This is a genomic window from Aeromonas sp. 130281 (assembly GCF_056642115.1).
This window is the reverse complement of sequence record NZ_JBWVQS010000010.1, coordinates 36,359-59,507: the sequence shown is the minus strand read 5'-3', so window position 1 is coordinate 59,507 and position 23,149 is coordinate 36,359. Positions and strand designations below refer to the sequence as shown.

Below are 23,149 nucleotides of genomic sequence, written 5' to 3'. Positions count from 1 at the left end.
CGCAGCAGTGCAGCTGCCACGAGCAAGCCCCTCATTCGGGTATTGATGCATACGGAATGAATAAGCATCATCTGCCGCCCCTGATCATGGATAAGAATGTTGTATGTCCTTTGATAAAAAGCACGGTGAGTTCATCTTCAATGTGCAGGAACACCTGGTCACCTGCGAGCTGATCGGCCCTTTCAATGAGGAGGGTATGCTGGCGTGGATTACACAGATAAAGCGGGTGGTGAACAGCCTGGACGGGAAGCGTTTCTGCGCTCTGGTGGACCATCGTCAGCATCAGGGGGTGGTGCTATCCGCCCTGCCCCATCTGCAGGATACCTATGCGTGGCTTGCCCAGAAGAATCTGGTGGCCATCGCCTCTCTCTATTCGGCCAAGGTGCTCCACCACATCGCCCTCTCCTGCCTGTCCCTCACCCACCCGGACCATATCCGGGCATTCAACGACCCTCAAGCGGCCATCTCCTGGCTGGATGCCCAATATCAGGCGCAGTAGCCAGCCCGGCAGAGATTAAGAGGGCGGTATCAACGCCCTCAGGTACCACTCCCGGCAGCAATCGACGGCGAATCCCCCGGAGACAAGAAATGGGCGCCCGTCGGGAGAGCCACAGCCTGGGCGACTATCTGCCCCGGCACTGCGCCATCCGGGCCAAGGGGCATCTGCGCCGCCCGCACGCTGCCGCCCCAGAAGCTCGCCACCAGTATCAAGGCCCCTGCCAACCCGTATTTGATCCAGGATTTCATCGTCTTGCTCCCCTCTCTTTGGCCCCTTGCCACCCCTGTGGCAAGCGGACCCATTTATCAGTGGGCAGAAGATAGGGGGGATGTGTGAGGGAAAGATGAGGCTGTGTGAAGCCAAGGTGAAGTCTGGGGAAAGTCGGAGAAATCAGCAGCGAACCACGACAAACATGGCAATTGGCAGCGCGGGGAGTGGAGAGAGGCAAAGGCTCACCTCATGCAATCGCCGCCTTGATGTAGGGATGATTAGCGCAGCGTCATCGTCCGAATACGCTTCGCTATTCGAACCTGCGCCCCTGCACCTGGCAGAATAAAGCTCATTGCATAATATTAATTCGACCTACAAAAAGATAGCTATTCGGTCACGTTGTAATACAAGAATTTTTATGCATGGAGATAGATCATGAACATCCAAGAAGCTATGAGTTCCGTTAAAGAGAAAATCAAACGCGACGCACTTGACAAAAAAATATATAGCGATGCAATTGATGAAGCTGGCAATCAATATGTTGATATTGTCATGGAGGGTGGCGGCGTATTAGGTGTCGCATTGATCGGATATCTTTATACCCTGGAAGAGGCCGGAATCAGATTTGGTAGCATAGGGGGAACGTCTGCTGGCTCAATAGCTGCAATGCTTTTAGCTGCTAGCGGGGCACCGTCAGAACGCAAATCAGAAAAAATTATTGATTTGATTACCGATATGCCAATATCGAGTTTTGTGGATGGCAAGCAGGATGGGGATGACGATCCTCGAGAGTTCATTGACCAAATAATGCATTACTTTAAAAGCAAGGATGCTAACGTATTTTATACTGCATTCAAGGCATATCAAATAAAAGACAATATTGAAATGATGATGGGGCTGAATAGAGGAGATAAATTTCAGGAATGGATGAAATCAAAACTGAATAACTTCGGTGTTAGGAATACCGCTGAACTCTATAATAAAATGCACACATCTCCTCCTGGCTACCAAAGACGCATTGAAAATAACAAGCATTATGAAGACCAAGTCAAAGCAGGAGAGGTGAGTGTAACCAATAACCAATTTGGTGTAATCACTGCAGATGTCAGTTCAGAAATGCGAGTCGAGTTTCCCAGAATGGCTGGATTATATTGGGATGACCTCGACAATATAAATCCTGCCATATTTGTAAGATGTTCCATGTCTATTCCATTATTCTTCAAGCCTTATAAGGTATCTGGCCATGGCTTGGGAGGAATCAGGCTTAATAAGTGGAGCTTAAATTCAGAGACTAAGAGCATAGCCAGTAGTAAAAACTTCCCTCCCGATTATTTCTATTTTGTCGATGGCGGTGTGATATCCAACTTCCCAATTGACATATTCCATAAGGCAGGCTTCGTACCAACAAAACCAACTTTTGGAGTGAAACTTCAACTTGATGACAGGCTGACCGACATAAAGAACATCCCTGATTATTTAGCCGCCATATTTGACACAGCCAGACATGCAATTGAACATGAGTTCATAAAAAACAATAAAGATTATACAAACCTTGTTTCATATATAGATACTGGGAATGTCGGTTGGTTGAATTTTGATATGAGCGATGAAGATAAAACCAAACTGTTCACGTATGGTACTGAGGCCGCACTAGCGTTTCTCGAGAAATTCAAGTGGGACAATTATAAAGACATCAGAAAGGGGTTGATATAACCAGCCTTGGCTACATTCTGACTTATTATTGTATTTAAACGCCTTACATACCTGAGATGTCTGCGAAGACCGTCGGTGATAAAGACAAAAACCCACCTGCATGGCAGGTGGGTTTTTCTTTGTTATTACCAGACTAATCCGTGAAGACTCCAATCACCCCAACGGCGGCGTCCGTGGCGGCACCATCCGCTTGCTGCCGGTGGACTCGAAGGCCGAGGCGACGCGCAGCAGGTTGTTGTCGTCATAGGCGCGACCGGCGAAGGTCAATCCCACCGGCATACCGATATCGGCCATGATGCCCATGGGGACTGTGACGGTCGGCACGCCGAGGTGGCGAATGGCGAGGTTGCCGTTGGCGACCCAGATGCCGTTGCTCCAGGCGATATCGGCGGAGGCCGGATTCACGTCCGCATCGGCCGGGCCCACATCGGCGACGGTCGGGAACAGCACGGCGTCGAGCTTGAGCCCGTCCATCCAGTCCTCCAGATCCAGCTTGCGGGTCTGTTCCAGACCGCGCAGGCCGTCCGGCACCGAGGCAATCTCGTCCCAGGATTTCAGGCCGCGCTTGGCCATATTGACGTACTCGTCCATGCCCGCCGCCAGATCGCCCTCGCGGTTCGGCAGGGTGCCCGGATCGTGGGGGAAGATCTGGGGGCCATCGACATCGGCGAGCTTGTTCAACTTGGGGTCGCCGTTGGCGCGCAGGAAGTCATCGAACGCCCAGCCGGAGAGCTCCCACAGCTCGTCGTTGAGAAACTCAGGGGTGACTATGCCGCGGTTGAACACGGTCGGCGCGCCGGGTCTGTCCCCTTCGCAGTTGGAGACCAGCGGGAAGTCCACTTCGACAACGATGGCGCCAGCGGCTTCCAGTGCCTTGCGCGCCTCTTCCCAGAGGGCAATCACGGAGTCGCGGGTATGGATGCGCTGACCGGTCGGGCCGCCGATGCCGGGGTGTTCGCTGGTGCCCGCCAGTTCATCCTTGTTGATAAACATGCGCGGCACGCCGAGGCGCTTGCTCTTGAGGGCGTCGGGCTTGGCGGCCAGCTCAAGGTAGGAGGCCGGACGCACCTCGGAAGCCTTGGGGATCTTGACCCAGGGCTGCAGGCGCCAGAGATCCCCACGGGTGTCGCTATCGTCGGCGACTACTACGTCGAGCACTTCCAGCAGATCGCTCATGGTACGGGTGTAGGGCACCACCACATCCATGGTCGGGGTCAGGGGCCAGTTGCCACGCACCGAGATGACGCCACGGGACGGGGTGTAGGCACAGAGGCCGTTGTTGGAAGCCGGGCCCCGGCCACTCGACCAGGTCTCTTCCGCCAGACCGAAGGCGGCGAAGCTCGCGGCGGTGGCTGTACCGGCACCGTTGGAGGAGCCGGAGGCAAAGGGCGCGGTCAGGTAGTCGGCGTTGTAGGGGCTCTCGGCACGGCCATAGACGCCGCGTTGCATACCGCCATTGGCCATGGGGGGCATATTGGTCTTGCCCAGGCAGATGGCACCAGCGGCGCGCAGCCGCTCCACGGTGAAGGCATCGCGCTGGGCCACCAGATCCTTGAAGGCCGGGCTGCCGGAGGCGGCGGTCAGCCCCTTGACCAGATAGCTGTCCTTGGCGGTGTAGGGGATGCCGTCGAGCGGCCCCAGGGTCTCGCCACGGGCACGGCGGGCATCAGAATCTTGCGCCTCTTTCAGGGCATCGGGGTTGGGCACCACCACGGCGTTGAGGCGGGTGTCGGTCTCGGGGCCGTCATAGGCTTTGATCCGGGCCTGATAGGCCTCGACCAGTTCGACCGCAGTGGTGCGGCCTGATTCGAGCGCACCGCGCAGCTCGGCAATGGAAACCTCGGTCACTTCGATCATGTTGATCTCCTGTAGAAGGGTGACTGTTTGTCATGATGATCGCCGCATCGGCGCCTGCGACCATCACGTCATCAAGAGATAAAACCCCACAGCGTGGGGTTTTGAATACTAACTTCGGCTGGCTTGAAACAGGTTCTTACTGGCCGGACGGGATCTGCTGGGTAATGCAGTGGATATTGCCACCGCCCAGCAGGATCTCGCGGGCCGGGACGCCGACCACGGTGTGATCCGGGAAGATCTCTTCCAGAATGCGCTGGGCTTCGCCGTCGGTGGCTGCATCCAGCAGCGGGTAGACGATGCGATCGTTGGTGATAAGGAAGTTCACGTAGGAGCCGGCCAGACGGCCTTCTGCCTCGCGCGGCACACCGCTGCCGCTCTCGACACCGGCAGACTCCTCCTCGGTGCAGAACAGCGGGCCCGGCTGGGGCAGCTTCCAGATTTTGAGCTTGCGACCCTTGGCATCGACGGCGGCTTCGAGCACCTTGAGGGCGGCCAGGGAGCGGGCGTACTGGGGATCAGTCTCATCGTCGGTCCAGTGCAGGGCCACTTCACCCGGGCGCACGAAGCAGCACATGTTGTCGATATGGCCGTCGGTCTCGTCCATGTAGACCCCTTCGTCCAGCCAGATAAAACTGGTGACACCCAGATAGTCACGCAGGTGAGCTTCGATCTGCGCTTTGCTCAGGTGCGGGTTGCGGTTTTCGTTGAGCAGGCACTCGGCGGTGGTCATGCAGGTGCCTTCACCGTCCACGTGGATGGAGCCCCCTTCCAGAATGAGCGGCGCGGCGTAGCGATCCATGCCGTGCTGCTCCAGCATCTGGGCCGCCACCTTTTCATCCTGATCCCAGGGGTAGTAGAGACCCCCCTTGTGGCCGCCCCAGGCGTTGAAACCCCAATCCACGCCACGGCACTCGCCTGCGGCGTTGGTGACCACGGTCGGGCCAGTGTCGCGGGCCCAGCAGTCATCGCTGGCCATCTCCACCAGGGTGACGTGGGCGGGCATGATGGCGCGGGCCTGCTCCATAAACTGGGCCGGCACCCCCATAAAGACCGGGGTGGCTTGCCCGATGGCATCCGCCACCTTGGCGAAGGTGGCCTGCGCGAAGCGACCGGCGACGCGCCAGTTGTCCGGGCGGAACGGCCAGATCATCCAGACGGCCTGCTGGTGCGCCCACTCGGCGGGCATGGTAAAGCCGTCGGCGGCCGGAATGGAGTTGATGGTCTTGATGCTCATCGCAAGGCTCCTTGCATGGATTGAGGCCCCCGATTTATCTGGGAACCCTGGAAAAATAACAGTGGGTCGCAGTGTAAGAAGTTGCGTGTCCATCCATCAAATGAATAGGATGGATTGTCCCATAAACACGGCGAATAATCCCCCCATGAAACTGCACCAGCTCGACCTCAATCTGCTGCTTGCCCTTGACGCCCTGATGACACAAGGGAGTGTGACCCGCGCCGCCGAGTCGCTCTTTATCAGCCAGCCCGCCATGAGCCATGCCCTCAATCGCCTGCGGGCCTTCTTTGACGATCCACTGCTGGTGCGCACGCCCCAGGGGATGCTGCCGACCCCCCGGGCCCAGCGGCTGCATCTGGGGGTGCAGCAGGTGCTGCGACTGCTGGAGCAGCAGCTCAGCGAGGAGGAGCTGTTCGAGCCGCGCCAGTCGAAGCGGCGCTTCGTGCTCTGCACCACGGACTACGTGGAGTGCGTGCTGATCCCGCCGCTCATCCAGCGCCTCAGGAAGCTGGCGCCCGGGGTCACCATAGAGATCCGCATACTGCGCGACACCTTGCCGGAGGCGGAGCTGGCGAGCGGCGAGATAGACCTGGTGCTGGGCTTTGACGAGTACATGCAGGTGCCGGGGTATCTGGGCAAGGAGACCTGGCTCACCGAGCCCCTGGCCGGGCTGGTGCGCGCCACCCTGGAGCTGGAGGAGGAGCGCATCACGCTCGCCCAGCTTATCGAGATGCCCCATGTGTTCCACTCGCCGCTCGGCACCTCGGAGGCGAGCCTCGACCGCTATTTGCAGAGCCTGGGGCACAGCCGCACCATCTCGGTCAACAGCCAGAGCTATATGTCCGCCGCCGCCATCGTCAGCCAGAGCGACCACCTGCTGGTACTGCCGAGCATGGTGGCCGAGCTGCTCGCCAACCACTGGCCGCTGAAGAGCCTGCCCCTGCCCGAAGCCGTGCCCGATTATCATCTCAACTGCGTCTGGCACCCGGTCCATGCGCAGCAGCCGGCGTTGATCTGGTTGAAAGAGCTGATGAAGGAGTTGGTGAGCCCTGTTTAAGCCCGCTGAGTCTGGCAGTTCCTCCCCCTCATCCCCAGCCCTTCTCCCGCAAGGGGAGAAGGGGGGCAGATCGGTGTTAAATAGAAAGAATCGGGACAGCAGACACGCCAAAGCGACAAGGCACAAGGCGACAACGCGACAACGCGACAACGCGACAACGCGACAACGCGACAAAGACCCAAAATGCCAGGGCTTCAATGTGTTGGCACTAGAGGCCCCTTGTGATCTTCACTTTCAAGGATTCCCCGATCGGTTCCCTCTCCCTCTGGGAGAGGGCCAGGGTGAGGGCCGCTATGACCAGCGGGTGAGCGGACTGGCGGATGGCTATACCTATTAGGTTCAAACAGCACCGCAGGTATGTGATGAAGACCCATTCTTTCGCCAAACACCTACGTACCGAAGCTACCCTGGCAGAGCAGAAGCTCTGGTTCCAGCTTCGCAATCGCCGGTTTGAGGGGCTCAAGTTCCGCCGCCAGTTCCCTGTCGGGCCCTACATAGTGGATTTCATCTGCCTGGAACAGCGGCTGGTGATCGAGGTCGACGGCTCGCAACATAGCCAGCCGGAAGGTCAACAACAGGATGAGACCAGAACGGCCTATCTCAATGGCGAAGGGTTTCGGGTGATCAGGGTGTGGAATAACGAGGTGCTGGGGCGGATGGATGGAGTGCTGGCGTTTATCAGATTGTCATTGCAGTGACTAGATCCCCCCCTCATCCCCAACCCTTCTTCCGCAAGGGGAGAAGGGAGCGGATCGGCGGCCTGCGGATAAATCGTGGCAGCCGACACGCCAAGGCAAGAAAGATTCAAAACTCCAAGACTCCAAGACTCCAAGACTCCAAGACTCCAAGACTCCAAGATTCCAAGATTCCAAGATTCCAAGATTCCAAGATTCCAAGATTCCAAGATTCCAAGATTCCAAGATTCCAAGATTCCAAGATTCCAAGATTCCAAGATTCCAAGATTCCAGCACTTTGGCACTACAGCCTATTTCGAGCCTCGCCTCCACCAGCTCCTCGATCGGTTCCCTCTCCCTCCGGGAGAGGGTCAGGGTGAGGGGAAGCGCTCACCTCGCCTCTGAGGCGACCGGCAGCTCCCCGCGGGCGATGGCGGCCAGCAGCAGGGCGTGATCTTCCCGGGTGCGCTGGCCATAGGCCACGGCGAAGTCAGCGATGGCCTCATCCATCACCTCCGACTTGCCAAGGTAGCCGGCGATCTGGGCCGCATCCCCGGACTTGGCATGGGCCAGCGCCAGGGCCCAGCCGCACAGCTGGCAATACTCCACGAAGTGGCGGGGCTTGACCATGCCGGGGGTGATGTCGATGCCCCCCTTCATGTCCCGCAGCTGACGCACGTAGAAGTGGCGACCCCTGAGCTCGCACCAGCCGAGGAAGATGTCCGGCGATCCCTGGATCATCCGCTGCCCCCGCACCACCCGCCGCCCCTGGTTGCCGCTGTCGTCTTCCGAGGTGAAATAGGGGGCCAGCACCGAGGGTTGCGCCTCTTTGACCTGCAGGAAGAGGGGATCCTCATCGTCGGCGCCGGTGAGCAGGATCACCCAGCAACGGGTGCCCACGCTGCCCACCCCCACCACCTTGCGGGCCACGTCCACGACCCGGTAGCGGCGCAGCAGGATACGCCTGTCCTCCGGCAGGGAGGCAAGATAGGCCTCCAGCAACTCGCCGAGCACCTCATAGACGGGCTCCCCGTCCTCGGTGTGGGTCTCGCGGATGACGAAGGGGTGAAGTTCGCGGATCCTGTGCTGATCGTCCACCAGATCCGTCATCTTGCCGAGCACCTGCAGGTGGTTGCGACCCCGGGCCTTGGCGAAGGTGGCCTTGACCCGTCTGTGGGCATCGACGGAGAAGGCGTCGAGCACCGAGGCCTGTTCGATGTGATCGTACCAGACCCTCATAAAGCCCATCTTGCCGTATTCCCGCAGCTTGGTGCGGTAACCGGTCGCTATCATCCTGGCCGCCTCCCGCTGGCGGGCGGCGTCGGCCCCCAGGTATTCGGCCGCCACCAGGGCGCTGGCGGCCAGGCGCTTGAGGTCCCACTCCCAGGGGCCGAGGTGGGTCTCATCGAAGTCGTTGATGGCCAGCACCAGGTTGCGCTCGGCGCTCGCGTAGAGGCCGATATTGGCGACATGCATGTCACCACAGGCCTGGACCATGAGGCCGGAGTGAGGGGTGGCGACGAGATCCCCCGCCATGATGGCGGCCGCCCCGCGCAGGAAGGCGAAGGGGGACTCCTGCATCCTGGCATGGCGCACCGGCACCAGCTGCTTCAAGCGAGTGGTGGCCTGGGCCTTGAGCACGGCGATGGGATCCCTGTCATAGGGCGCGGGCGGCAGCCAGGAGTGAGCTTCGCGAGGAAACTGTTCCCGCAGGGCCTTGCCGGCGGCGAACCGCTGCGCGATGGAGAGCTGTGGCGTGGTGAAGTGCGCCAGTATCGTCCGAGACGTTGCCTTCCTGGTCATTCTCTTTCCTCCTGCCGATATCCTCACCATCAAGATGGAAGAGGGGGCAGGCAGGGGCAAGCACCGGGGACAAATATAGGCCCAGAGGGCCGGGATTCAGCGGCGAGGGGTCAGGGCCGCCATCAGCTGGTCGACGACGTCCCCCAGCAGGGCGCGGTCTGGGTGGCACTGGGCGAAGGTCACCAGCCCCTGGATGTTGACCTGCAAGAAGGCGGTCAGGGTGGGAATGTCCCCCCCGGGGGCCAGCTCCCCCCGTTCGCTGGCCTGACGCAGCAGCTGCGCCAGGTCGCTTTCCAGCTCGCCATAGATGACCTTGAAGCGCAGGTGCAGCTCTTCGTCCTGCTCCGCCAGCTCCATCAGGGTGCGGGTCAGCAGGCAGGAGCCCTGCAGGGCATCGTCCACCAGCTGGGTGAAGTAGGCCTTCAGCCCGGCCAGCGGGCTCGGCTGATCGAAGCAGCGACGGCGCAGGGCGCCCTTCTCCTGCACATAGTGATCGACCGCCTCCAGCAGCAGCCCACGCTTGTTGCCAAAGGCGGCATAGAGACTGCCCGGGTGCAGCCCGGTTGCCGCCACCAGATCCTGCATGGTGGTCTTGGCATAGCCTCTGGCACGAAACGCCTCCATGGCGCTTCGCAGGACAAGGTCCCGATCAAATTCGGCACTGCGCATGGGATCTCCGCTGGCAAGGGCCCGGCGTACCGGGGAACAGGGCGGCAAGTTTACCCCAGCAGGCAGGCAAGACCAATCCATGTTGAATGCTTGCTCAAAAAAGACTTGCGTACAAATCAAAAAACGTCTTGAATGCCCATTCAAGAATCACCCCCGAGGACGCTCTGCATGGATACCCTGTTTCAACCTTACCGCCTCAACGGCACCCTCACCCTCGCGAATCGCTTCATGATGGCTCCCCTCACCCGTTGCATGGCGGGCCCGGGACTGGTGCCGACCGCGCAGATGGCAGCCTACTATGGCCGCCGCGCCGACATCGGCCTCATCATCTCCGAAGCCACCATCATTCGCCCGGACGGCCAGGGCTATCCCAACACCCCCGGCATCTACAGCCCTGAGCAGATCGCCGGCTGGAAACAGGTTACCGCCGCCGTGCACGCCAAGGGGGGCAAGATCTTCGCCCAGCTGTGGCACGTGGGCCGTCTCTCCCACCCCTTCTTCCATCAGGGCGAGGTGCTGGCACCGTCCGCGGTCGCCCATGATGGCACTGTGCCGCGCATGCGCGAACTGGTATATCAGGTGCCCCGCGCCCTGACCGAGAGCGACATTGCCCAGCTGGTCGAGGATTACGCCCAGGCCGCCGCCAACGCCATCGAGGCGGGCTTTGACGGGGTGGAGATCCACGGTGCCAACGGCTACCTCATCGATCAGTTCCTGCACCACTCCAGCAACCTGCGCACCGACCAGTACGGCCAGACCCCGGAGAACATGAGCCGCTTCGCCCTGGAGGTGGTGGACGCCATCAACGCCCGCATCGGCAGCGAGCGGGTAGGCCTGCGCCTCTCCCCCGGTGCCTATGTGCACCTGGAAGGGGATGCGCGGGATCGCGCCGTGTTCGACCACCTGCTGGCGGAGCTGAACCAGCGCGCCCTGGCCTATGTGCACCTCGGCATCTTCGATGACAGCCTCACCTTCGACTACCTGGATGGCCGCGCCTCCGACTACCTGCGCGCCCACTACGACGGCCACCTGGTGGGGGTCGGCAACTACACGGCAGAGAGGGCCGCCGAGGCGATCCGTGCCGACCGCTTCGACCTCGTCGCCATCGGCCGCCCCCTTATCGCCAACCCGGACTACCTCGCCAAGGTGAAACAGGGCGACGCCCTGGTCCCCTATGCCGACACCATGCTGGCGGAATTGGTATAAACCGCGCCGCGCCCCGAGGCAGCGCTGTGGCCGGCACCATGCTGACCGAGCTGGTACAAGCCGCCAGATCCGAGCCATACACAGGCCGGGCCGCCTTTGCCCGGCCAGCTTGTTCCTGACCAAGGATGGGATCCGCGCCCTGGCGCGGGTTTCCAATGTTTGGGCCCCTCTCCCGGGCCCTTTTTTGTGCCCGCCTTCTGCCCCTGAAAAATGGTTGCCACCAACAACTAGTTGGCTATATTGGTTGCAGGTAACAACCAGAAGGACACTCACAAGATGGATCCCCGCCCCCTGCGCGCCCTGTCACGGGAACTGGTACGCGAACTCGGCATGCTCTCCCAGCAGTGCGGCTCCCTGGCCCTGAGCCCCCTGGAGGCCCACCTGCTCATCGAGCTGGAGAATGGCCCCGCCACCAACCAGCAGCTCGCCGAGCGGCTGCGCATCGACAAGTCCAATGCCAGCCGTCCCCTGGCCCGCCTCGCCGAGCGGGAGCTGATCACCTGGCAGCCGCACCCCTCGGACGGGCGCAGCAAGCAGGCTAGCCTCACCGGACAGGGCAAGGCGCAGCTTGAGGAGCTGCACCGGCAGATGGACGAGGCCATGGCCGAGACCCTGGCCCAGCTCGCCCCCGAGGAACGCGAGCGGCTCTGGGACGGCATGCGCCTCTATCGCAGCGCCCTCTCCCGCGCCCGCCGCCAGCAGGGCTATCGCATCAGGCCCATAGCCCCCGAGGACAATGCCGCCATCGCCGCCGTGATCCGGGCCGTCTCCGCCGAATACGGCCTCACCGCCGACAAGGGCTACGGAGTGGCGGATCCCAATCTCGACCTCCTCCATGAGACCTATCAGGGGGAGCAGAGCCGATATTGGGTGATTGAGGGGCCGGACGGCGCCATTCTCGGCGGGGGCGGCATAGCCCCCCTGGCAGGGGAAGCCGGAACCTGCGAGCTGCAGAAGATGTACTTCCTGCCCGCCCTGCGCGGCCTGGGGCTGGGGCGGCGGCTGGTGCTGCAGGCCCTGGCCGAGGCACGCAACCTCGGATACCTGTGCTGCTATCTGGAGACCACGGCAGATCTGCGCGAGGCCACCAGCCTCTACGAGTCGCTGGGCTTCGAGCACCTGCCTGGCCCGCTCGGCTGTACCGGCCACGACGCCTGCGAGATCTGCATGGTGCTGGCGCTCGACGGGAAGGAGGGGATATGAGTGAACCAACCCGACTCGCTGTCGGCATACGAGATGTCAGCTTCGGTGAAGGGGTGAAACTGGTTGAGCCTGTCAATCTCTACGGCTGTACCCTGGCTGACGATGTCTTTGTCGGCCCCTTCGTGGAGATACAGTCGAACGTCTCCATAGGGCGCGCAACCCGCATCCAGTCCCACAGCTTTATCTGTGAGCATGTGACCATAGGTGAGCGCTGTTTTATCGGCCACGGCGTCATGTTTGCCAATGACCTCTTTCAGAACGGCACCCCCGACCCTGATCCCGCCAGTTGGGGCCACACCCACATCGGGGACGGGGTGTCCATAGGTTCAAACGCCACCATTTTACCTGTACGGATCTGCCAGGGAGCCGTCATCGGTGCTGGCGCCGTGGTGACCCGGGACATCACTGTACCTGGCACCTATGCCGGCAACCCCGCCCGATTGCTGCGCGCTTTCTAGCTAGCAGCGCCGCCCGCCCCATCATCTCAGCTCGTGCAATCGGATGGGGCCCTATGGCAAATACAGTGTCGGGTTTAAGAGGGGAAATAGAACCAGGCGGTCTGGATAAGGCCGTCCTTCACCTCGAACACCGCCACGCTCTCGATGGGCTCAGGGGAGAGGCCATAAATCAGCTCGTGATCGAACACCTTGTTGCCGAGCAGGGTTCTGGAAAGCAGCTCGGCCCGCAAGGCCGGGTTGTTGAATCTGTGCTCGGCATAGAAGCTCCGAAGCGCCCCCTTGCCGACTGTGCTCGGGGTCTCGGTCGGCATGCGATAGCCTTTGAAATCCTCGGCGAAGCAGGCCAGGAAGGCGTCGATGTCGTGGGCATTGTAGGCGGCAAACTGCGCCTCTACGGGTTGGGTGACGGACATATTTACCTCCACAAATGAAATTTAAATCACTTATCCGTGTTTTTTATTCACACATCAAGCCCCGGATGGGGATAGCCTCCCGAAAGCGCACATAACAAAAGACCCCGCCGAAGCGGGGTCTCTCTTGTCACAGCCACCCGCAGGGCGCGGGCGGGGTGATCAGTGCTCGCGGGTCTGGCGGAACGCCACGTCCGGGTGACGCTCCTGGGCCAGGCGCAGGTTGACCATGGTCGGGGCTATGTAGGTGAGGTTGTCACCGCCATCCAGGGCCAGGTTGACCTCGTTCTTGCGCTTGAACTCCTCGAACTTCTTGACGTCGGTCCCTTCCACCCAGCGGGCGGTGGAGACGTTGACCGCCTCGTAGATGGCCTCGACGTTGTACTCGCTCTTCAGGCGCGAGACCACCACATCGAACTGCAGCACACCGACCGCGCCGACGATGAGATCGTTGCTGATGAGCGGACGGAACACCTGCACCGCGCCCTCTTCGGAGAGCTGCACCAGCCCCTTGAGCAGCTGCTTCTGCTTGAGGGGGTCGCGCAGGCGGATGCGGCGGAACAGTTCGGGGGCGAAGTTCGGGATGCCGGTGAATTTCAGATCCTCACCCTGGGTGAAGGTGTCGCCGATCTGGATGGTGCCGTGGTTGTGCAGGCCTATGATGTCACCGGCGCAGGCTTCGACCGCCTGCTCCCGGTCACCGGCCATGAAGGTGACGGCGTCGGAGATGTTCACGTCCTTGCCGATGCGCACGTGGCGCATCTTCATGCCCTTGGAGTAGGTGCCGGAGACGATGCGCATAAAGGCGATACGGTCCCGGTGCTTCGGGTCCATGTTCGCCTGGATCTTGAACACGAAGCCGGAGAACTTCTCCTCGGTGGCCACCACTTCGCGGCTCTCCGCCTTGCGCGGCATCGGAGACGGCGCCCAGTCGGTCAGGCCGTCCAGCATGTGGTCGACACCGAAGTTGCCCAGCGCAGTCCCGAAGAAGACAGGGGTCATCTCGCCGGCGATGAAGGCCTCGTGATCGAACTCGGGAGAGGCGCCCTGCACCAGCTCCAGTTCGCCGCGCAGCTGGGCGGCCAGATCTTCACCTATGGCGGCGTCCAGCTCCGGATTGTTCAGCCCCTTGACCACCCGCTTCTCCTGGATGGTGTGGCCCTGACCGGTCTGGTACAGATAGGTCTCGTCCTTGTAGAGGTGGTAGACCCCCTTGAAGGACTTGCCGCAGCCGATGGGCCAGGTGATGGGAGCGCACATGATCTTCAGCTCGCGCTCCACCTCGTCCATCACTTCCATGGGATCGCGCACTTCGCGGTCCAGCTTGTTCATGAAGGTGAGGATGGGGGTATCCCGCAGCCGGGTCACTTCCATCAGCTTGCGGGTCCGATCTTCGACGCCCTTGGCGGCGTCGATGACCATCAGGCAGCAGTCGACCGCGGTGAGGGTACGGTAGGTATCTTCGGAGAAGTCCTCGTGACCCGGGGTGTCGAGCAGGTTGACCAGACAGTCGGCGTAGGGGAACTGCATCACGGACGTAGTGATGGAGATACCGCGCTGCTTCTCCATCTCCATCCAGTCGGATTTGGCGTGCTGACCCGAGCCACGGCCCTTGACGGTACCGGCGCGCTGGATGGCCTGTCCGAACAGCAGGACTTTTTCGGTGATGGTGGTTTTACCCGCATCCGGGTGCGAGATGATCGCAAAAGTGCGTCTCTTGGAGACTTCACTCAGAAATTCAGCTGACATAATTCGACGTTCTTCTATTGAGCGGCGGCCTGGAGCCACCGTGGGAATAAATGCGGGACAGCACCTTGAGATCAGGGCTCCCATGCAGACAACGACGCCACGCAGCCGGGTCATGGAACCCGCAGGTGGAAAAAGGAGGAGCGCTGCGTTACATGGGCCTTCTCGCCTGAGTCAAAGCAAAATTGCGCGACATTATACCCGCGCGAGTGAAAAATACCCAGCCCGGCATGAGGGGCTGGAGGGCGGTTCGGGATCAGGCCGCCTTCACCACCCGGTTGCGCCCCGCCAGCTTGGCGCCGTACATGGCCTCGTCGGCCCGGCGGATCAGCTCCCCGAGATTGTCATCCTCTGCCTTGTACTCGGCACAGCCTATGCTGACGTGGATGGGGTGATCCTCAGGCACCCCCTCGATGACGAGGCGGGAGACGGCAATCCTGACCCGCTCGGCCACCTCGGCCGCCTCCTCCAGACCGGTGTCCGGCAGCAGCACCAGAAACTCCTCGCCGCCGTTGCGCCCCACCCTGTCCAGGCTGCGCACCTGCTCCTCGATGCACTGGGCCACCGCGGTCAGCACCTGATCCCCCACCTGGTGGCCGAGCTGGTCGTTGACCTTCTTGAAGTGATCTATGTCCAGCAGCAGCACGCACAGGGGCTTGCCGCTCGCACGCGCCTGGGCGAACCATTTGCGCCCCTTGGCCTGGATCTGGCGCCGGTTGTGAATACCGGTCAGCTCGTCTGTCATGGCGAGGTGCTGCATCTTGCGGGTGCGGCTGCGCTGATGGAGCACCAGTACCCCCATGACCAGCAGCGACAGGGCCACCACCAGATATTGCCAGTAGCGCCGCTCCTGCAGCTGCTTGAGCTTCTCCGCCTGCAACTGCTGCTGGGATCTGAGGGTCTGGTTCTCCAGCTCCTTGCGCGCCAGATCGAACTCGAAGCGCATCTGCAGGGCCCGCTGCTCCCGCAGCCGCTGATCCAGTGCATGACGGGTCTGCACGAAGGCCTTGAGGCTGGCCAGGGCCTCCCCGATCCGCCCCTGATGTTCCAGCACCCGGGCGCGCACCTCGTGCACCCAGGCGAGGAAGCGCAGGTTCTGCTCCCGGGCAAAAATCGGCTCGGCCTCGTCCAGGTGCCGCAGCGCCTCGGCCGGCTTGCCCATGGCATCCAGCGCGGTGGCCATGACGATGTGCCAGTGGCCCAGAGTCACACTGTCCGCCCCCTCCCCCTGCTGCAGCAAGGTGGCGGCCTGCTCCAGCTTGGCCATGGCCTGCGCCGTCTTGCCCTGCCTGAGCAGGATGGTGGCCAGCTCTATCCTGCTCCAGGCCAGCACCCCGTCCTGCCGCTGCGCCTCATAGTAGCGCTCGGCCTCCACCATCAGGGGCAGCGCCTTGTCGTACTCGCCCGTGTCCACATAGAGCAGCCCCTGCTGGGTGTGGATATCCACCAGCCGCTCCTGATCCCCCAGCGTCCGGTAGTCGTGCTCCAGCTCCTGGAAGTAGCCCTCGGCCCGCTCGAAGAGCCCCATCCGGCGATAGGCATTGGCGATCCTGGCCAGCACCTCCCGCCCCTTGTTCTCCAACCCCAGGGCCTCGTAGCGGCGATGGGCATCGATAAGCTCCATCAGCCCTTCGGCCAGCTCCCCCTGGTAGGAGTACATCTCCCCCCGCAGGTTGAGGATGTCGGCCCGTTGCCGCTCATCCCCCAGCCTGCGCGCCAGGGTCAGGGCGGCGTCGTAGTCCTGCCGCGCCTCGTCCATGTTGCCGAGCAGTTGCTGATGATAACCGCGACAGGCGAGCAGACCGCTCTCGGCGACCCTGTCCTTGCGGCTCTTCACCTCTGCCAGCGCCCGATCGGCAAACCGCACGGCACGCAGGAACTCCTCGTCCCGCTCGCTCGGCTGGGCCCAGCACTGCAACCGGGCGATGCGACCCTGCACCTCCGGCGGATAGGCATCGACATGGGCAACCAGGGCGGCGACACGATCGCGAAACACCTGCAGGGGCGGGGCATCATCCTCCAGCTGCTGCAACTCCCGGGACAGCGCGGGCTCGGTCAGCCGGGGGGACACCGCGAAGGCGGGTGTCACTCCCAGCCATAACAGCAGGCTAACGCCCATCAGGATCTTCATGCTGATTCAGTCTCCCCGTTCGATGGCCCGGACGCCGTGCCCGCCGCCTCAATCATATCCCTCCTTGTCATGGGCGCACAGCCACGGCATGCATTGCCCTGTCAGCGCTCAATCCTGCTATCTCATTCTTTACAGAAGGAAAGTCTGCATCGACTATAAGCGAACTGACACAAGGGAAGGGATGAAGAATGACCTACGAGGAGCTGCGGGAGGCTTACGACAGGTTGTTGCTGGAGAACGAGCGCCTCAAACGCATCGCGGACGACGCACGGGAGAAGCTGGATGCCGCCATGGACGGCACCGGCCTGTGCATCTGGCAGAACCATGTGCCCACCGGCAAGCTCATCATCTTCAACCGGCGCTGGGGATCCATGCTTGGCTATCAGCCCAAGGAGCTGTCTGCCCACTTCGACATCTGGCGCGAGCACCTGCACCCGGAAGACAGGGAGCGGGTGCTGCAGGCCTTCTTCGACCACCTGGAGGGCAAGAGCCCCTTCTATCAGGTGATGCACCGGATGATCGCCAAGGACGGCAAGACCACCTGGGTGCTGGATCGCGGCCGGGTGGTGGAGCGGGATGCCCAGGGCAACCCCATCCGGGTGATGGGCACCCACATCGACATCACCCACGAGAAGGAGTACGAGCAGCAGCTGGCCCAGCTCGCCCACCGGGATCCCCTCACCGGCCTGCTCAATCGCACCGCCCTGCACCGCCAGTTCCCGCAGGAATACCAGGCGATCTGCTTTATCGATCTCGATGACTTCAAGCAGGTGAACGACAACCTGGGCCACCGCGCCGGGGACGAGCTGCTGGTGGCCCTCAGCCAGCGGCTGCGTCACTGCTGCGGCGAGGAGGTCAGGCTGGGTCGGCTCGGGGGGGATGAGTTCGTGCTGCTGCTGCCCTGGCCGAGCGAGGATCCCCGCACCAGCCACCTGGCCCGTCAATGTGTCGACACCATTACCACCCCGTTCGAGCTGCCCAATGGAGAGGCGGCCGTGGGCATGAGCATGGGGATAGCGGCCATTCGGCCACAGGATGACTTCAGCACGGCGCTGGCCCGGGCCGATCAGGCCATGTACAGGGTCAAGCGCAGCGGCAAACGGGGATTCTATATCGCCAGGCCGAGCGGCCAGCCGCTGCTGGATCAGGATCAGATCAGCGAACGGGGCCTCTACCACAGGGCCGACACCTGACACCGGAGCGGCGCCAGCCCGCCCCTAGCTGCGTTGCCAGCGCCTGAGCAGGCGGCCCCGCAGACCGCAGTCCAGCAGCCAGCTGTTGTCGAACACCCGCAAGATGGCCGACTTGGCATGCCTGGACATGGCGACGGCGTGGAAGCGGGTCTGCTGTGTTCGCCGCCGGTTCATCCGATCGAGCAGGGCATGGGGCAGGCTCTGGGCGATGAAGTCGGAGATCACCAGCACGTCCGCCCTGGCAAAATCCGGTTGATCCAGCTGCACCAGCGCCTGCTCGAGGCAAGGCACCAGATCGGTGCCGCCGTGGAAACTCATGGAGAGGAAGCGCTCCGCCTTGTCCAGCCCGGTGTCGGCGGTGATCTCCAGGGTCGCCACCTCGGTAGAAAACAGCATCAGATAGCAGCCCCGCTTCTCGTCCATCGCCAGCTTGAGCAGGGCCAGGAAGAGCGCCTTGGCGCACTCTTCCGGATAGCCTCCCATGGAGCCCGAGGTATCGACGCAGACGATGAAGGGCCCCCGCGGCTGCACCTCCTGCCCGCCCTGCTCCGGGGAGCGCTGCATCAGGCGCTGGCGCGGCAAGGTGCCCCGCGACTGATAGCTCAGCAGGCGCCGCTCCAGATAGCGGCGATAGAACTCCAGCTCCAGCTCCGGCAGGGCCAGCATCACCGCCTCGCTCGGCAAGAGGCGCATCAGATCGCTGGCCGGGTGCACCCCCACCAGATCGTCAGGCACGTCGTCGGTCTGCACCTCTTCCAGCTCGTGCATGGGCACGGGGGGCTGCGTCCGGGCGTCGGTCCGCCGATCCCGCTCGCTGCGCCCCAGCAGGGCCGCTATCTCCCCCAGCAGGGGTTCGCGCTGCAACATGCGGGCATATTGCTGCACCAGCACCAGGCTGCGCTTGTGCCAGCTGCCCTGGGCCAGATCCCAGAGCCCCCCTGCGGAGATCTGGTGCGGATCCAGGGCATCGGCCAGGGTCCGGTTCGCCAGCAGCTGATCCTCTATCTCCTGGCGCTGCTTCTCCCGCTCCGCCTCGGCGATCTGCTGCTGCAACTGCAGCAGGCTGCCCACCAGGCTGGCCCGCCACTTCTCCACGAACAGCTGACGCAGCCCCTCGGTCGGCTGGGCCACTATCTGGCGCACCAGGCTGCGGGCATCCCCGGCGAAGGGACTGTGCTGCTCCAGCGCCTCAAGCAGGGCCGGCAGCCGCCCCACCAGCTCGGGCAGGGACAGCAATCTGTGGGCCTGATAGAGCAGGTACTCCTGCTCCAGCGCCACCGGCACCGGCTTGTGGCGCATCTCCTCGCCGAGCTGTTCGCTCCAGCTCTGGATGCGTTTTTTCAGCAGCTTGCCCTGCAGCGGGGAGCGTTTGAGAAACTCGGAGATCTTGGGGGTGGAGGCCAGCAGCAGCGCCATCTCCCCCGCCAGCTCCCCCTCCCCGATGAGGAGCCCCAGATCCATCATGCCGATCTCTAGCATGGGCACTCCCTAGGCAAGGGACGCGCGGCGCCATGCTGCCGGTGCGGCAGGCGGCCAAGGGCTGGTGGCGGCGTCAGTCCGGAGCGCATCAGGCATCCAGCCCGGGCAGGCGATCCCGCCACTGCTGCAGCTCCTCGCCCAGCCGCTCCAGGTCCCGGTTCAGCACGAAGAAGCTGTCCTCCACCTGGCGCAGCCAGTGCTCCCCGACAAACAGGTGGGGCTGGTGACGATCGAACAGGCTGCGCTGCCCCTTGAGGCTCTGCTGCACCCGGACAACCTGGCTCGCCAGCTCACCGAGCTCCGCCTGCCAGGGGGCCGTCACCACCTCGGGGATGGGGGTTCGCTCCACCAGCACCAGGGGCACGGGCTGGCGCTGGACATCCAGCACCTGCAGCCGCAACTGCTCGTCGAGCACCAGCTCGTAATGCCCCTCCTTGGGGTTGCCGAGGGGCCAGCCCACCAGCGCCTCCCCGGTGGGGTGCCAGTGGGAGAGCAGGGTGCGATCGAAGGTGAGGGTCTCGGTCAGGCGATCGGGATCCCCCCCATCCAGGGGCGCCGGGGTGAGCAGGTGGAAGTGCACCTGCTTGCCGAAGGGCTTGGCGTTGGCCAGCGGCAATTCGGTGCCGCGGGCGCGGCGGCCGAACCACTGCTTGCGCTTGACCGCCTTGCAGGCGAGTCGCTGGGCAACCGCCCCCTTGAGTTGCTTGAACCGCTCGCGCAGGGCCAGCAGCTCACGGGTCAGCACCAGTTGCTGGTAGCCGTAGAGGCGGGAGAACTCGCCGATCATCTCCAGCAAGGCGGTGCGGGAGGCCTCGTCGTGCCAGAGGCAATCCTTGAACAGCAGCAGATCCAGCGGGGCCACCTCGTCGCGGCCGTTGAAGAAGGCGCTCGCCTTGATGAGCCTGACCGCCTTCTTCCAGCGCCGATCCGACACATAGCAGCCGTGGCCGAGCTGGCTATCGAGCTGCTGGCGCAGCTGGTAGATGAGCTCAAAACAGGCGTCGGGCAGGCGCACCTGCTCGATCTCCGCCTGCCAGGCCTCGTACTCCTCCCCCCGGATCTGCACCGAGGGAGTCAGGTTCTGGTGGGATTGGCCATCGCTCGCCAGCATGGCCTGGAAGTTGGATTTCTCCTGCACCCTGTCCATCCAGATCCGCACCAGCATGCGATCGTAGAGCGCCTCCAGCCCGCTGTCCGGGGCGGGCAGCTCGTTCGAGGCGGTCACCAGCAGCCGCATGGGAATGGGGTGCTGGCTGTCGCCGTTGCGGAACTGCCGCTCGTTGATGGCGGTGAGCAGGGTGTTGAGGATGGCCGGGCCCGCCTTCCAGATCTCGTCGAGGAAGACCACCTCGGCCTCCGGCAGGTAGCCGTGAGTCAGCCTCAGGTACTTGCCATCCTCCTTGAGCGCCTGGATGGAGAGGGGGCCGAACACCTCCTCCGGCGTGCTGAAGCGGGTCATCAGGTATTCGAAGTGGCGGGCATCGTGAAAGGCGAGCTTGAGGCGCCGCGCGATCAGGCTCTTGGCGATGCCGGGGGGGCCAAGCAGGAAGACGCTCTCGCCACTCAAGGCCGCCAGCAGGCCGAGCCGCAGGGCGTCCTGGCGCTCATAGAGCCCCTCCCCGAGGGCAGCCAGCAGCCGTGGCAGGCGCTCATGGATGGGGGTGGCACGAACAGTATTCTGGGCTAAAGGCGGCATAGGCACAGTTCCGAAGCTGGTATTGTCATGGTGTCCACGGGGTCCGGCCTCAGGCCCCGCCTCACTGTCATGGTCTGTTGAATCTGGTCATCCCGCGGTCGGGGTCGGGACAGCACGGCCCCGGCGGGACAATCCCGGCACGCAAGGGGGTGCAGCAAAACCTGCGAGAGTGTACTCTGCGCATCAGAATTTACCCCAACGCAGATCAAGAGTGAGCCTTCGCATGCAAGATCCCCTGCTGGACCCACTGCGTCAGCGCATCCTAGCCCGGATGGGCATCCCCCTCTGGCAACTGAGAGCCCGGGGCCTGCCAGACCAACCGGCAGACGCTGCGGCAGCCCGGCAGCCGCAGGTGACCCCGGCGGCAGAGGATGCGGCGACCCCACGCCAGCCGGTGGCGGTGCCGACCGGCAAGCTGTGGCTGCAGGCCGAGGCGCTGCCCGCGCCCTCTTTGCTCGGGGACATCTGCCAGTGGCTCGGCATAGGCACGGACGAGGTCTCCTTGCTCGGCGAGCTGCCCGAGGGGGTGACGCCCCCCCTGCTCTGGCTGACGGCCCCGGATCCGCGCTGGCCCCATGCCCTCGTCTGCCCGCTCAAGCCAGGCCCGGCGCACAAGCGCGCCCTCTGGCAGCAGTGCCGGCAGCGCCAGCCCGGTTGAACCGGCCAGCCCCCAAGATCCTTGAAGCCACGACCATGGCATGACCATGCCGTCCGTCGCAAGTCCGAATCCCGTCCGGAGTAACCATGTCTGACCTCTTGCCCAGCTTTCGTCCCCTGCTCGAATCCGATTTCGATGCCATCTATCCCATAGAGCGGGCCGCCCACCAGGAGCCCTGGAGCCAGGCCAACCTGCTCTCCTGCTTCGGGCCGCGCTATCTCAACGGCCTGATGCTGGTGGAGGGGCGTCCCGCCGGTTTCTATATCTCGGATCTGGTGGCGGGAGACAGCTCGCTGATGAACATCTGCGTGCACCCCGAGTTTCAGGGCAAGGGGCTGGGTCGGGCGCTGCTCAAGGAGTATCTGGCCCGCAGCAAGGCGAAGGGGGCCGAGGCCTGGTTCCTGGAGGTGCGGGCGGGCAACCGCACCGCCATCGGCCTCTACGAGAGCGAGGGGTTTGCCGAGTATTGCCGCCGCGCCGACTACTACGGCACCGGCCAGGATCGGGAGGACGCCGTGCTGATGTCCCGCCTGTTCGACTTCGGCTAAGAGACCGCCCGCAACAGACAAGGGGGCCGTGCAGCCCCCTTGTCGTGTCTACCCTCATCCCGCTCCCCAGCCGCCCCTCAGGGCAGGGGGGCATTGTCGATGGCGGGATCCTCCAGGCTGAGGGTGACCCTCAGCACCGCCTCGAAGGCGGCCCCCGAGAGCGGCATGAAGAAGCCGCGCCCGTAGGTGACCCCTGGCATCCAGATCTGCTGGATATCCACCGCCACCTTGATGGGCCGAAGCGGCTCCCCCGGTCGCTGCACATAGATGCCGGGGGCGGTCGCCACCTGGGGGAAGCGCCGCAATATGTGCTCGCTGCCATCCCCCGCATCCGGGTTGAGCCGCACCTTGGCCAGCCCCGCCAGGGCAGACTGCATCTCGGGGGCACGCCACAGCTCGCTATCGAGCGCCTTGCAGCGTCGGCATTTGGCGCGCTCTATCACGTAGAGCAGGGGGTATCCTTCCCTCAGCGCCAGCCGCTGTGCCTGCTCATAACCCTCGGCCCCCCTCAGCCAGGGGTTGTCCTGCCCCTCGGATCCGCCAAGGAGAAACCAGAGTGCGCCGGCTCCCGCCAGCAGCAACAACATGCCCGTCAACAGACTCTTGACCCCGATCCCCATGGCGCTACTCCCTGAATGAATCCGACCCTTGCCCTTATCATGCCTGACTCTCCCCGAGTTGACGACTTTGTGATCCAGGACAAAT

Annotated in this window: 20 protein-coding genes and 1 pseudogene; 10 read left to right on the top strand and 11 right to left on the bottom strand. The window is 62.9% G+C overall.

The window, feature by feature from the left end; all coding sequences use genetic code 11:
* Positions 1–103: 103 nt before the first annotated feature.
* Positions 104–499: a hypothetical protein gene (locus AC1IN8_RS19220; RefSeq protein WP_479760168.1), complete on the top strand. Its 396-nt coding sequence runs from the start codon at positions 104–106 to the stop codon at positions 497–499.
* Positions 500–654: 155 nt separating this feature from the next.
* Here AC1IN8_RS19220 and AC1IN8_RS19215 read toward each other — a convergent pair.
* A pseudogene (locus AC1IN8_RS19215) lies at positions 655–747 on the bottom strand (subclass B2 metallo-beta-lactamase); the annotation flags it as partial.
* A 397-nt stretch (positions 748–1,144) separates the two neighbouring features.
* On the opposite strand from AC1IN8_RS19215, the gene AC1IN8_RS19210 reads away from it, so the two are divergent.
* Positions 1,145–2,422 (top strand): patatin-like phospholipase family protein, encoded by a 1,278-nt coding sequence (locus AC1IN8_RS19210; protein ID WP_139439670.1) that lies wholly within the window; start codon positions 1,145–1,147, stop codon positions 2,420–2,422.
* A gap of 153 nt (positions 2,423–2,575) precedes the next feature.
* Here the strand turns inward: AC1IN8_RS19210 and AC1IN8_RS19205 are convergent, their stop codons facing one another.
* Positions 2,576–4,279 carry an amidase gene (locus AC1IN8_RS19205; RefSeq protein WP_479760167.1) on the bottom strand — a complete coding sequence of 568 codons (1,704 nt, stop codon included), beginning with the start codon at positions 4,277–4,279 and terminating at the stop codon, positions 2,576–2,578.
* Between the two features lie 136 nt (positions 4,280–4,415).
* Entirely contained in the window at positions 4,416–5,513 is a 1,098-nt protein-coding gene (gene aguA, locus AC1IN8_RS19200) for an agmatine deiminase (protein WP_479760166.1), read from the bottom strand.
* Between the two features lie 145 nt (positions 5,514–5,658).
* Between aguA and AC1IN8_RS19195 the strand changes: the two genes are divergently transcribed.
* Entirely contained in the window at positions 5,659–6,570 is a 912-nt protein-coding gene (locus AC1IN8_RS19195) for a LysR family transcriptional regulator (RefSeq protein WP_139439673.1), read from the top strand.
* A gap of 362 nt (positions 6,571–6,932) precedes the next feature.
* The gene (locus AC1IN8_RS19190; protein WP_408817827.1) at positions 6,933–7,268 is read left to right on the top strand and encodes an endonuclease domain-containing protein; all 336 of its coding nucleotides are present in this window, start codon (positions 6,933–6,935) and stop codon (positions 7,266–7,268) included.
* 366 nt (positions 7,269–7,634) lie between these two features.
* On the opposite strand, the gene AC1IN8_RS19185 is transcribed toward AC1IN8_RS19190, so the two are convergent.
* Together AC1IN8_RS19185 and AC1IN8_RS19180 are read right to left on the bottom strand one after the other, a co-directional pair.
* Positions 7,635–9,047 (bottom strand): DUF2252 domain-containing protein, encoded by a 1,413-nt coding sequence (locus tag AC1IN8_RS19185; RefSeq protein WP_479760164.1) that lies wholly within the window; start codon positions 9,045–9,047, stop codon positions 7,635–7,637.
* A 96-nt stretch (positions 9,048–9,143) separates the two neighbouring features.
* Positions 9,144–9,716 (bottom strand): TetR/AcrR family transcriptional regulator, encoded by a 573-nt coding sequence (locus tag AC1IN8_RS19180; RefSeq protein ID WP_479760163.1) that lies wholly within the window; start codon positions 9,714–9,716, stop codon positions 9,144–9,146.
* 168 nt (positions 9,717–9,884) lie between these two features.
* Here AC1IN8_RS19180 and AC1IN8_RS19175 point away from each other — a divergent pair, with 168 nt between their 5' ends.
* The 3 genes from AC1IN8_RS19175 (at position 9,885) to AC1IN8_RS19165 (ending at position 12,583) form a co-directional block, all read left to right on the top strand.
* On the top strand, positions 9,885–10,922 hold the full coding sequence (locus tag AC1IN8_RS19175; protein ID WP_479760161.1) for an alkene reductase: 1,038 nt from the start codon (positions 9,885–9,887) through the stop codon (positions 10,920–10,922).
* 276 nt (positions 10,923–11,198) lie between these two features.
* Positions 11,199–12,125, top strand: coding sequence for a GNAT family N-acetyltransferase (locus AC1IN8_RS19170; protein WP_479760159.1), 927 nt, complete (start codon positions 11,199–11,201; stop codon positions 12,123–12,125).
* Complete coding sequence (locus AC1IN8_RS19165; protein ID WP_479760157.1) at positions 12,122–12,583, top strand: acyltransferase; 462 nt, start codon at positions 12,122–12,124, stop codon at positions 12,581–12,583. The genes AC1IN8_RS19170 and AC1IN8_RS19165 overlap by 4 nt, the downstream gene beginning before the upstream one ends.
* Positions 12,584–12,657: 74 nt before the next feature.
* On the opposite strand, the gene AC1IN8_RS19160 is transcribed toward AC1IN8_RS19165, so the two are convergent.
* From AC1IN8_RS19160 to AC1IN8_RS19150, 3 genes are all read right to left on the bottom strand, one after another.
* Positions 12,658–12,996, bottom strand: a complete 339-nt coding sequence (locus AC1IN8_RS19160; protein ID WP_247627827.1) for a nuclear transport factor 2 family protein — start codon at positions 12,994–12,996, stop codon at positions 12,658–12,660.
* 159 nt (positions 12,997–13,155) lie between these two features.
* Positions 13,156–14,745: a peptide chain release factor 3 gene (gene prfC, locus AC1IN8_RS19155; RefSeq protein ID WP_139439693.1), complete on the bottom strand. Its 1,590-nt coding sequence runs from the start codon at positions 14,743–14,745 to the stop codon at positions 13,156–13,158.
* A 250-nt stretch (positions 14,746–14,995) separates the two neighbouring features.
* Entirely contained in the window at positions 14,996–16,870 is a 1,875-nt protein-coding gene (locus tag AC1IN8_RS19150) for a diguanylate cyclase (protein WP_479760155.1), read from the bottom strand.
* Positions 16,871–17,058: 188 nt separating this feature from the next.
* Between AC1IN8_RS19150 and AC1IN8_RS19145 the strand changes: the two genes are divergently transcribed.
* Positions 17,059–18,063, top strand: a complete 1,005-nt coding sequence (locus AC1IN8_RS19145; protein ID WP_139439681.1) for a sensor domain-containing diguanylate cyclase — start codon at positions 17,059–17,061, stop codon at positions 18,061–18,063.
* Between the two features lie 24 nt (positions 18,064–18,087).
* On the opposite strand, the gene viaA is transcribed toward AC1IN8_RS19145, so the two are convergent.
* Positions 18,088–19,542 (bottom strand): ATPase RavA stimulator ViaA, encoded by a 1,455-nt coding sequence (gene viaA, locus AC1IN8_RS19140; protein ID WP_479760153.1) that lies wholly within the window; start codon positions 19,540–19,542, stop codon positions 18,088–18,090.
* An 88-nt stretch (positions 19,543–19,630) separates the two neighbouring features.
* Positions 19,631–21,238: an ATPase RavA domain-containing protein gene (locus AC1IN8_RS19135; RefSeq protein ID WP_479760151.1), complete on the bottom strand. Its 1,608-nt coding sequence runs from the start codon at positions 21,236–21,238 to the stop codon at positions 19,631–19,633.
* Between the two features lie 223 nt (positions 21,239–21,461).
* On the opposite strand from AC1IN8_RS19135, the gene AC1IN8_RS19130 reads away from it, so the two are divergent.
* Both AC1IN8_RS19130 and rimI read left to right on the top strand, forming a co-directional pair.
* Positions 21,462–21,896, top strand: a complete 435-nt coding sequence (locus AC1IN8_RS19130) for a hypothetical protein (RefSeq protein ID WP_479760149.1) — start codon at positions 21,462–21,464, stop codon at positions 21,894–21,896.
* Positions 21,897–21,994: 98 nt separating this feature from the next.
* Positions 21,995–22,444 carry a ribosomal protein S18-alanine N-acetyltransferase gene (gene rimI / locus AC1IN8_RS19125; RefSeq protein ID WP_139439695.1) on the top strand — a complete coding sequence of 150 codons (450 nt, stop codon included), beginning with the start codon at positions 21,995–21,997 and terminating at the stop codon, positions 22,442–22,444.
* A gap of 77 nt (positions 22,445–22,521) precedes the next feature.
* Here the strand turns inward: rimI and AC1IN8_RS19120 are convergent, their stop codons facing one another.
* Positions 22,522–23,064, bottom strand: a complete 543-nt coding sequence (locus AC1IN8_RS19120) for a thioredoxin family protein (RefSeq protein WP_247627832.1) — start codon at positions 23,062–23,064, stop codon at positions 22,522–22,524.
* Between the last annotated feature and the right edge of the window lie 85 nt (positions 23,065–23,149).

Coding starts and splice junctions, on each gene's coding strand:
- AC1IN8_RS19220 (WP_479760168.1), top strand. CDS start 104: ATGTCCTTTGATAAAAAGCACGGTGAGTTCATCTTCAATGTGCAGGAA.
- AC1IN8_RS19210 (WP_139439670.1), top strand. CDS start 1,145: ATGAACATCCAAGAAGCTATGAGTTCCGTTAAAGAGAAAATCAAACGC.
- AC1IN8_RS19205 (WP_479760167.1), bottom strand. CDS start 4,279: ATGATCGAAGTGACCGAGGTTTCCATTGCCGAGCTGCGCGGTGCGCTC.
- aguA (WP_479760166.1), bottom strand. CDS start 5,513: ATGAGCATCAAGACCATCAACTCCATTCCGGCCGCCGACGGCTTTACC.
- AC1IN8_RS19195 (WP_139439673.1), top strand. CDS start 5,659: ATGAAACTGCACCAGCTCGACCTCAATCTGCTGCTTGCCCTTGACGCC.
- AC1IN8_RS19190 (WP_408817827.1), top strand. CDS start 6,933: ATGAAGACCCATTCTTTCGCCAAACACCTACGTACCGAAGCTACCCTG.
- AC1IN8_RS19185 (WP_479760164.1), bottom strand. CDS start 9,047: ATGACCAGGAAGGCAACGTCTCGGACGATACTGGCGCACTTCACCACG.
- AC1IN8_RS19180 (WP_479760163.1), bottom strand. CDS start 9,716: ATGCGCAGTGCCGAATTTGATCGGGACCTTGTCCTGCGAAGCGCCATG.
- AC1IN8_RS19175 (WP_479760161.1), top strand. CDS start 9,885: ATGGATACCCTGTTTCAACCTTACCGCCTCAACGGCACCCTCACCCTC.
- AC1IN8_RS19170 (WP_479760159.1), top strand. CDS start 11,199: ATGGATCCCCGCCCCCTGCGCGCCCTGTCACGGGAACTGGTACGCGAA.
- AC1IN8_RS19165 (WP_479760157.1), top strand. CDS start 12,122: ATGAGTGAACCAACCCGACTCGCTGTCGGCATACGAGATGTCAGCTTC.
- AC1IN8_RS19160 (WP_247627827.1), bottom strand. CDS start 12,996: ATGTCCGTCACCCAACCCGTAGAGGCGCAGTTTGCCGCCTACAATGCC.
- AC1IN8_RS19150 (WP_479760155.1), bottom strand. CDS start 16,870: ATGAAGATCCTGATGGGCGTTAGCCTGCTGTTATGGCTGGGAGTGACA.
- AC1IN8_RS19145 (WP_139439681.1), top strand. CDS start 17,059: ATGACCTACGAGGAGCTGCGGGAGGCTTACGACAGGTTGTTGCTGGAG.
- viaA (WP_479760153.1), bottom strand. CDS start 19,542: ATGCTAGAGATCGGCATGATGGATCTGGGGCTCCTCATCGGGGAGGGG.
- AC1IN8_RS19135 (WP_479760151.1), bottom strand. CDS start 21,238: ATGCCGCCTTTAGCCCAGAATACTGTTCGTGCCACCCCCATCCATGAG.
- AC1IN8_RS19130 (WP_479760149.1), top strand. CDS start 21,462: ATGCAAGATCCCCTGCTGGACCCACTGCGTCAGCGCATCCTAGCCCGG.
- AC1IN8_RS19120 (WP_247627832.1), bottom strand. CDS start 23,064: ATGGGGATCGGGGTCAAGAGTCTGTTGACGGGCATGTTGTTGCTGCTG.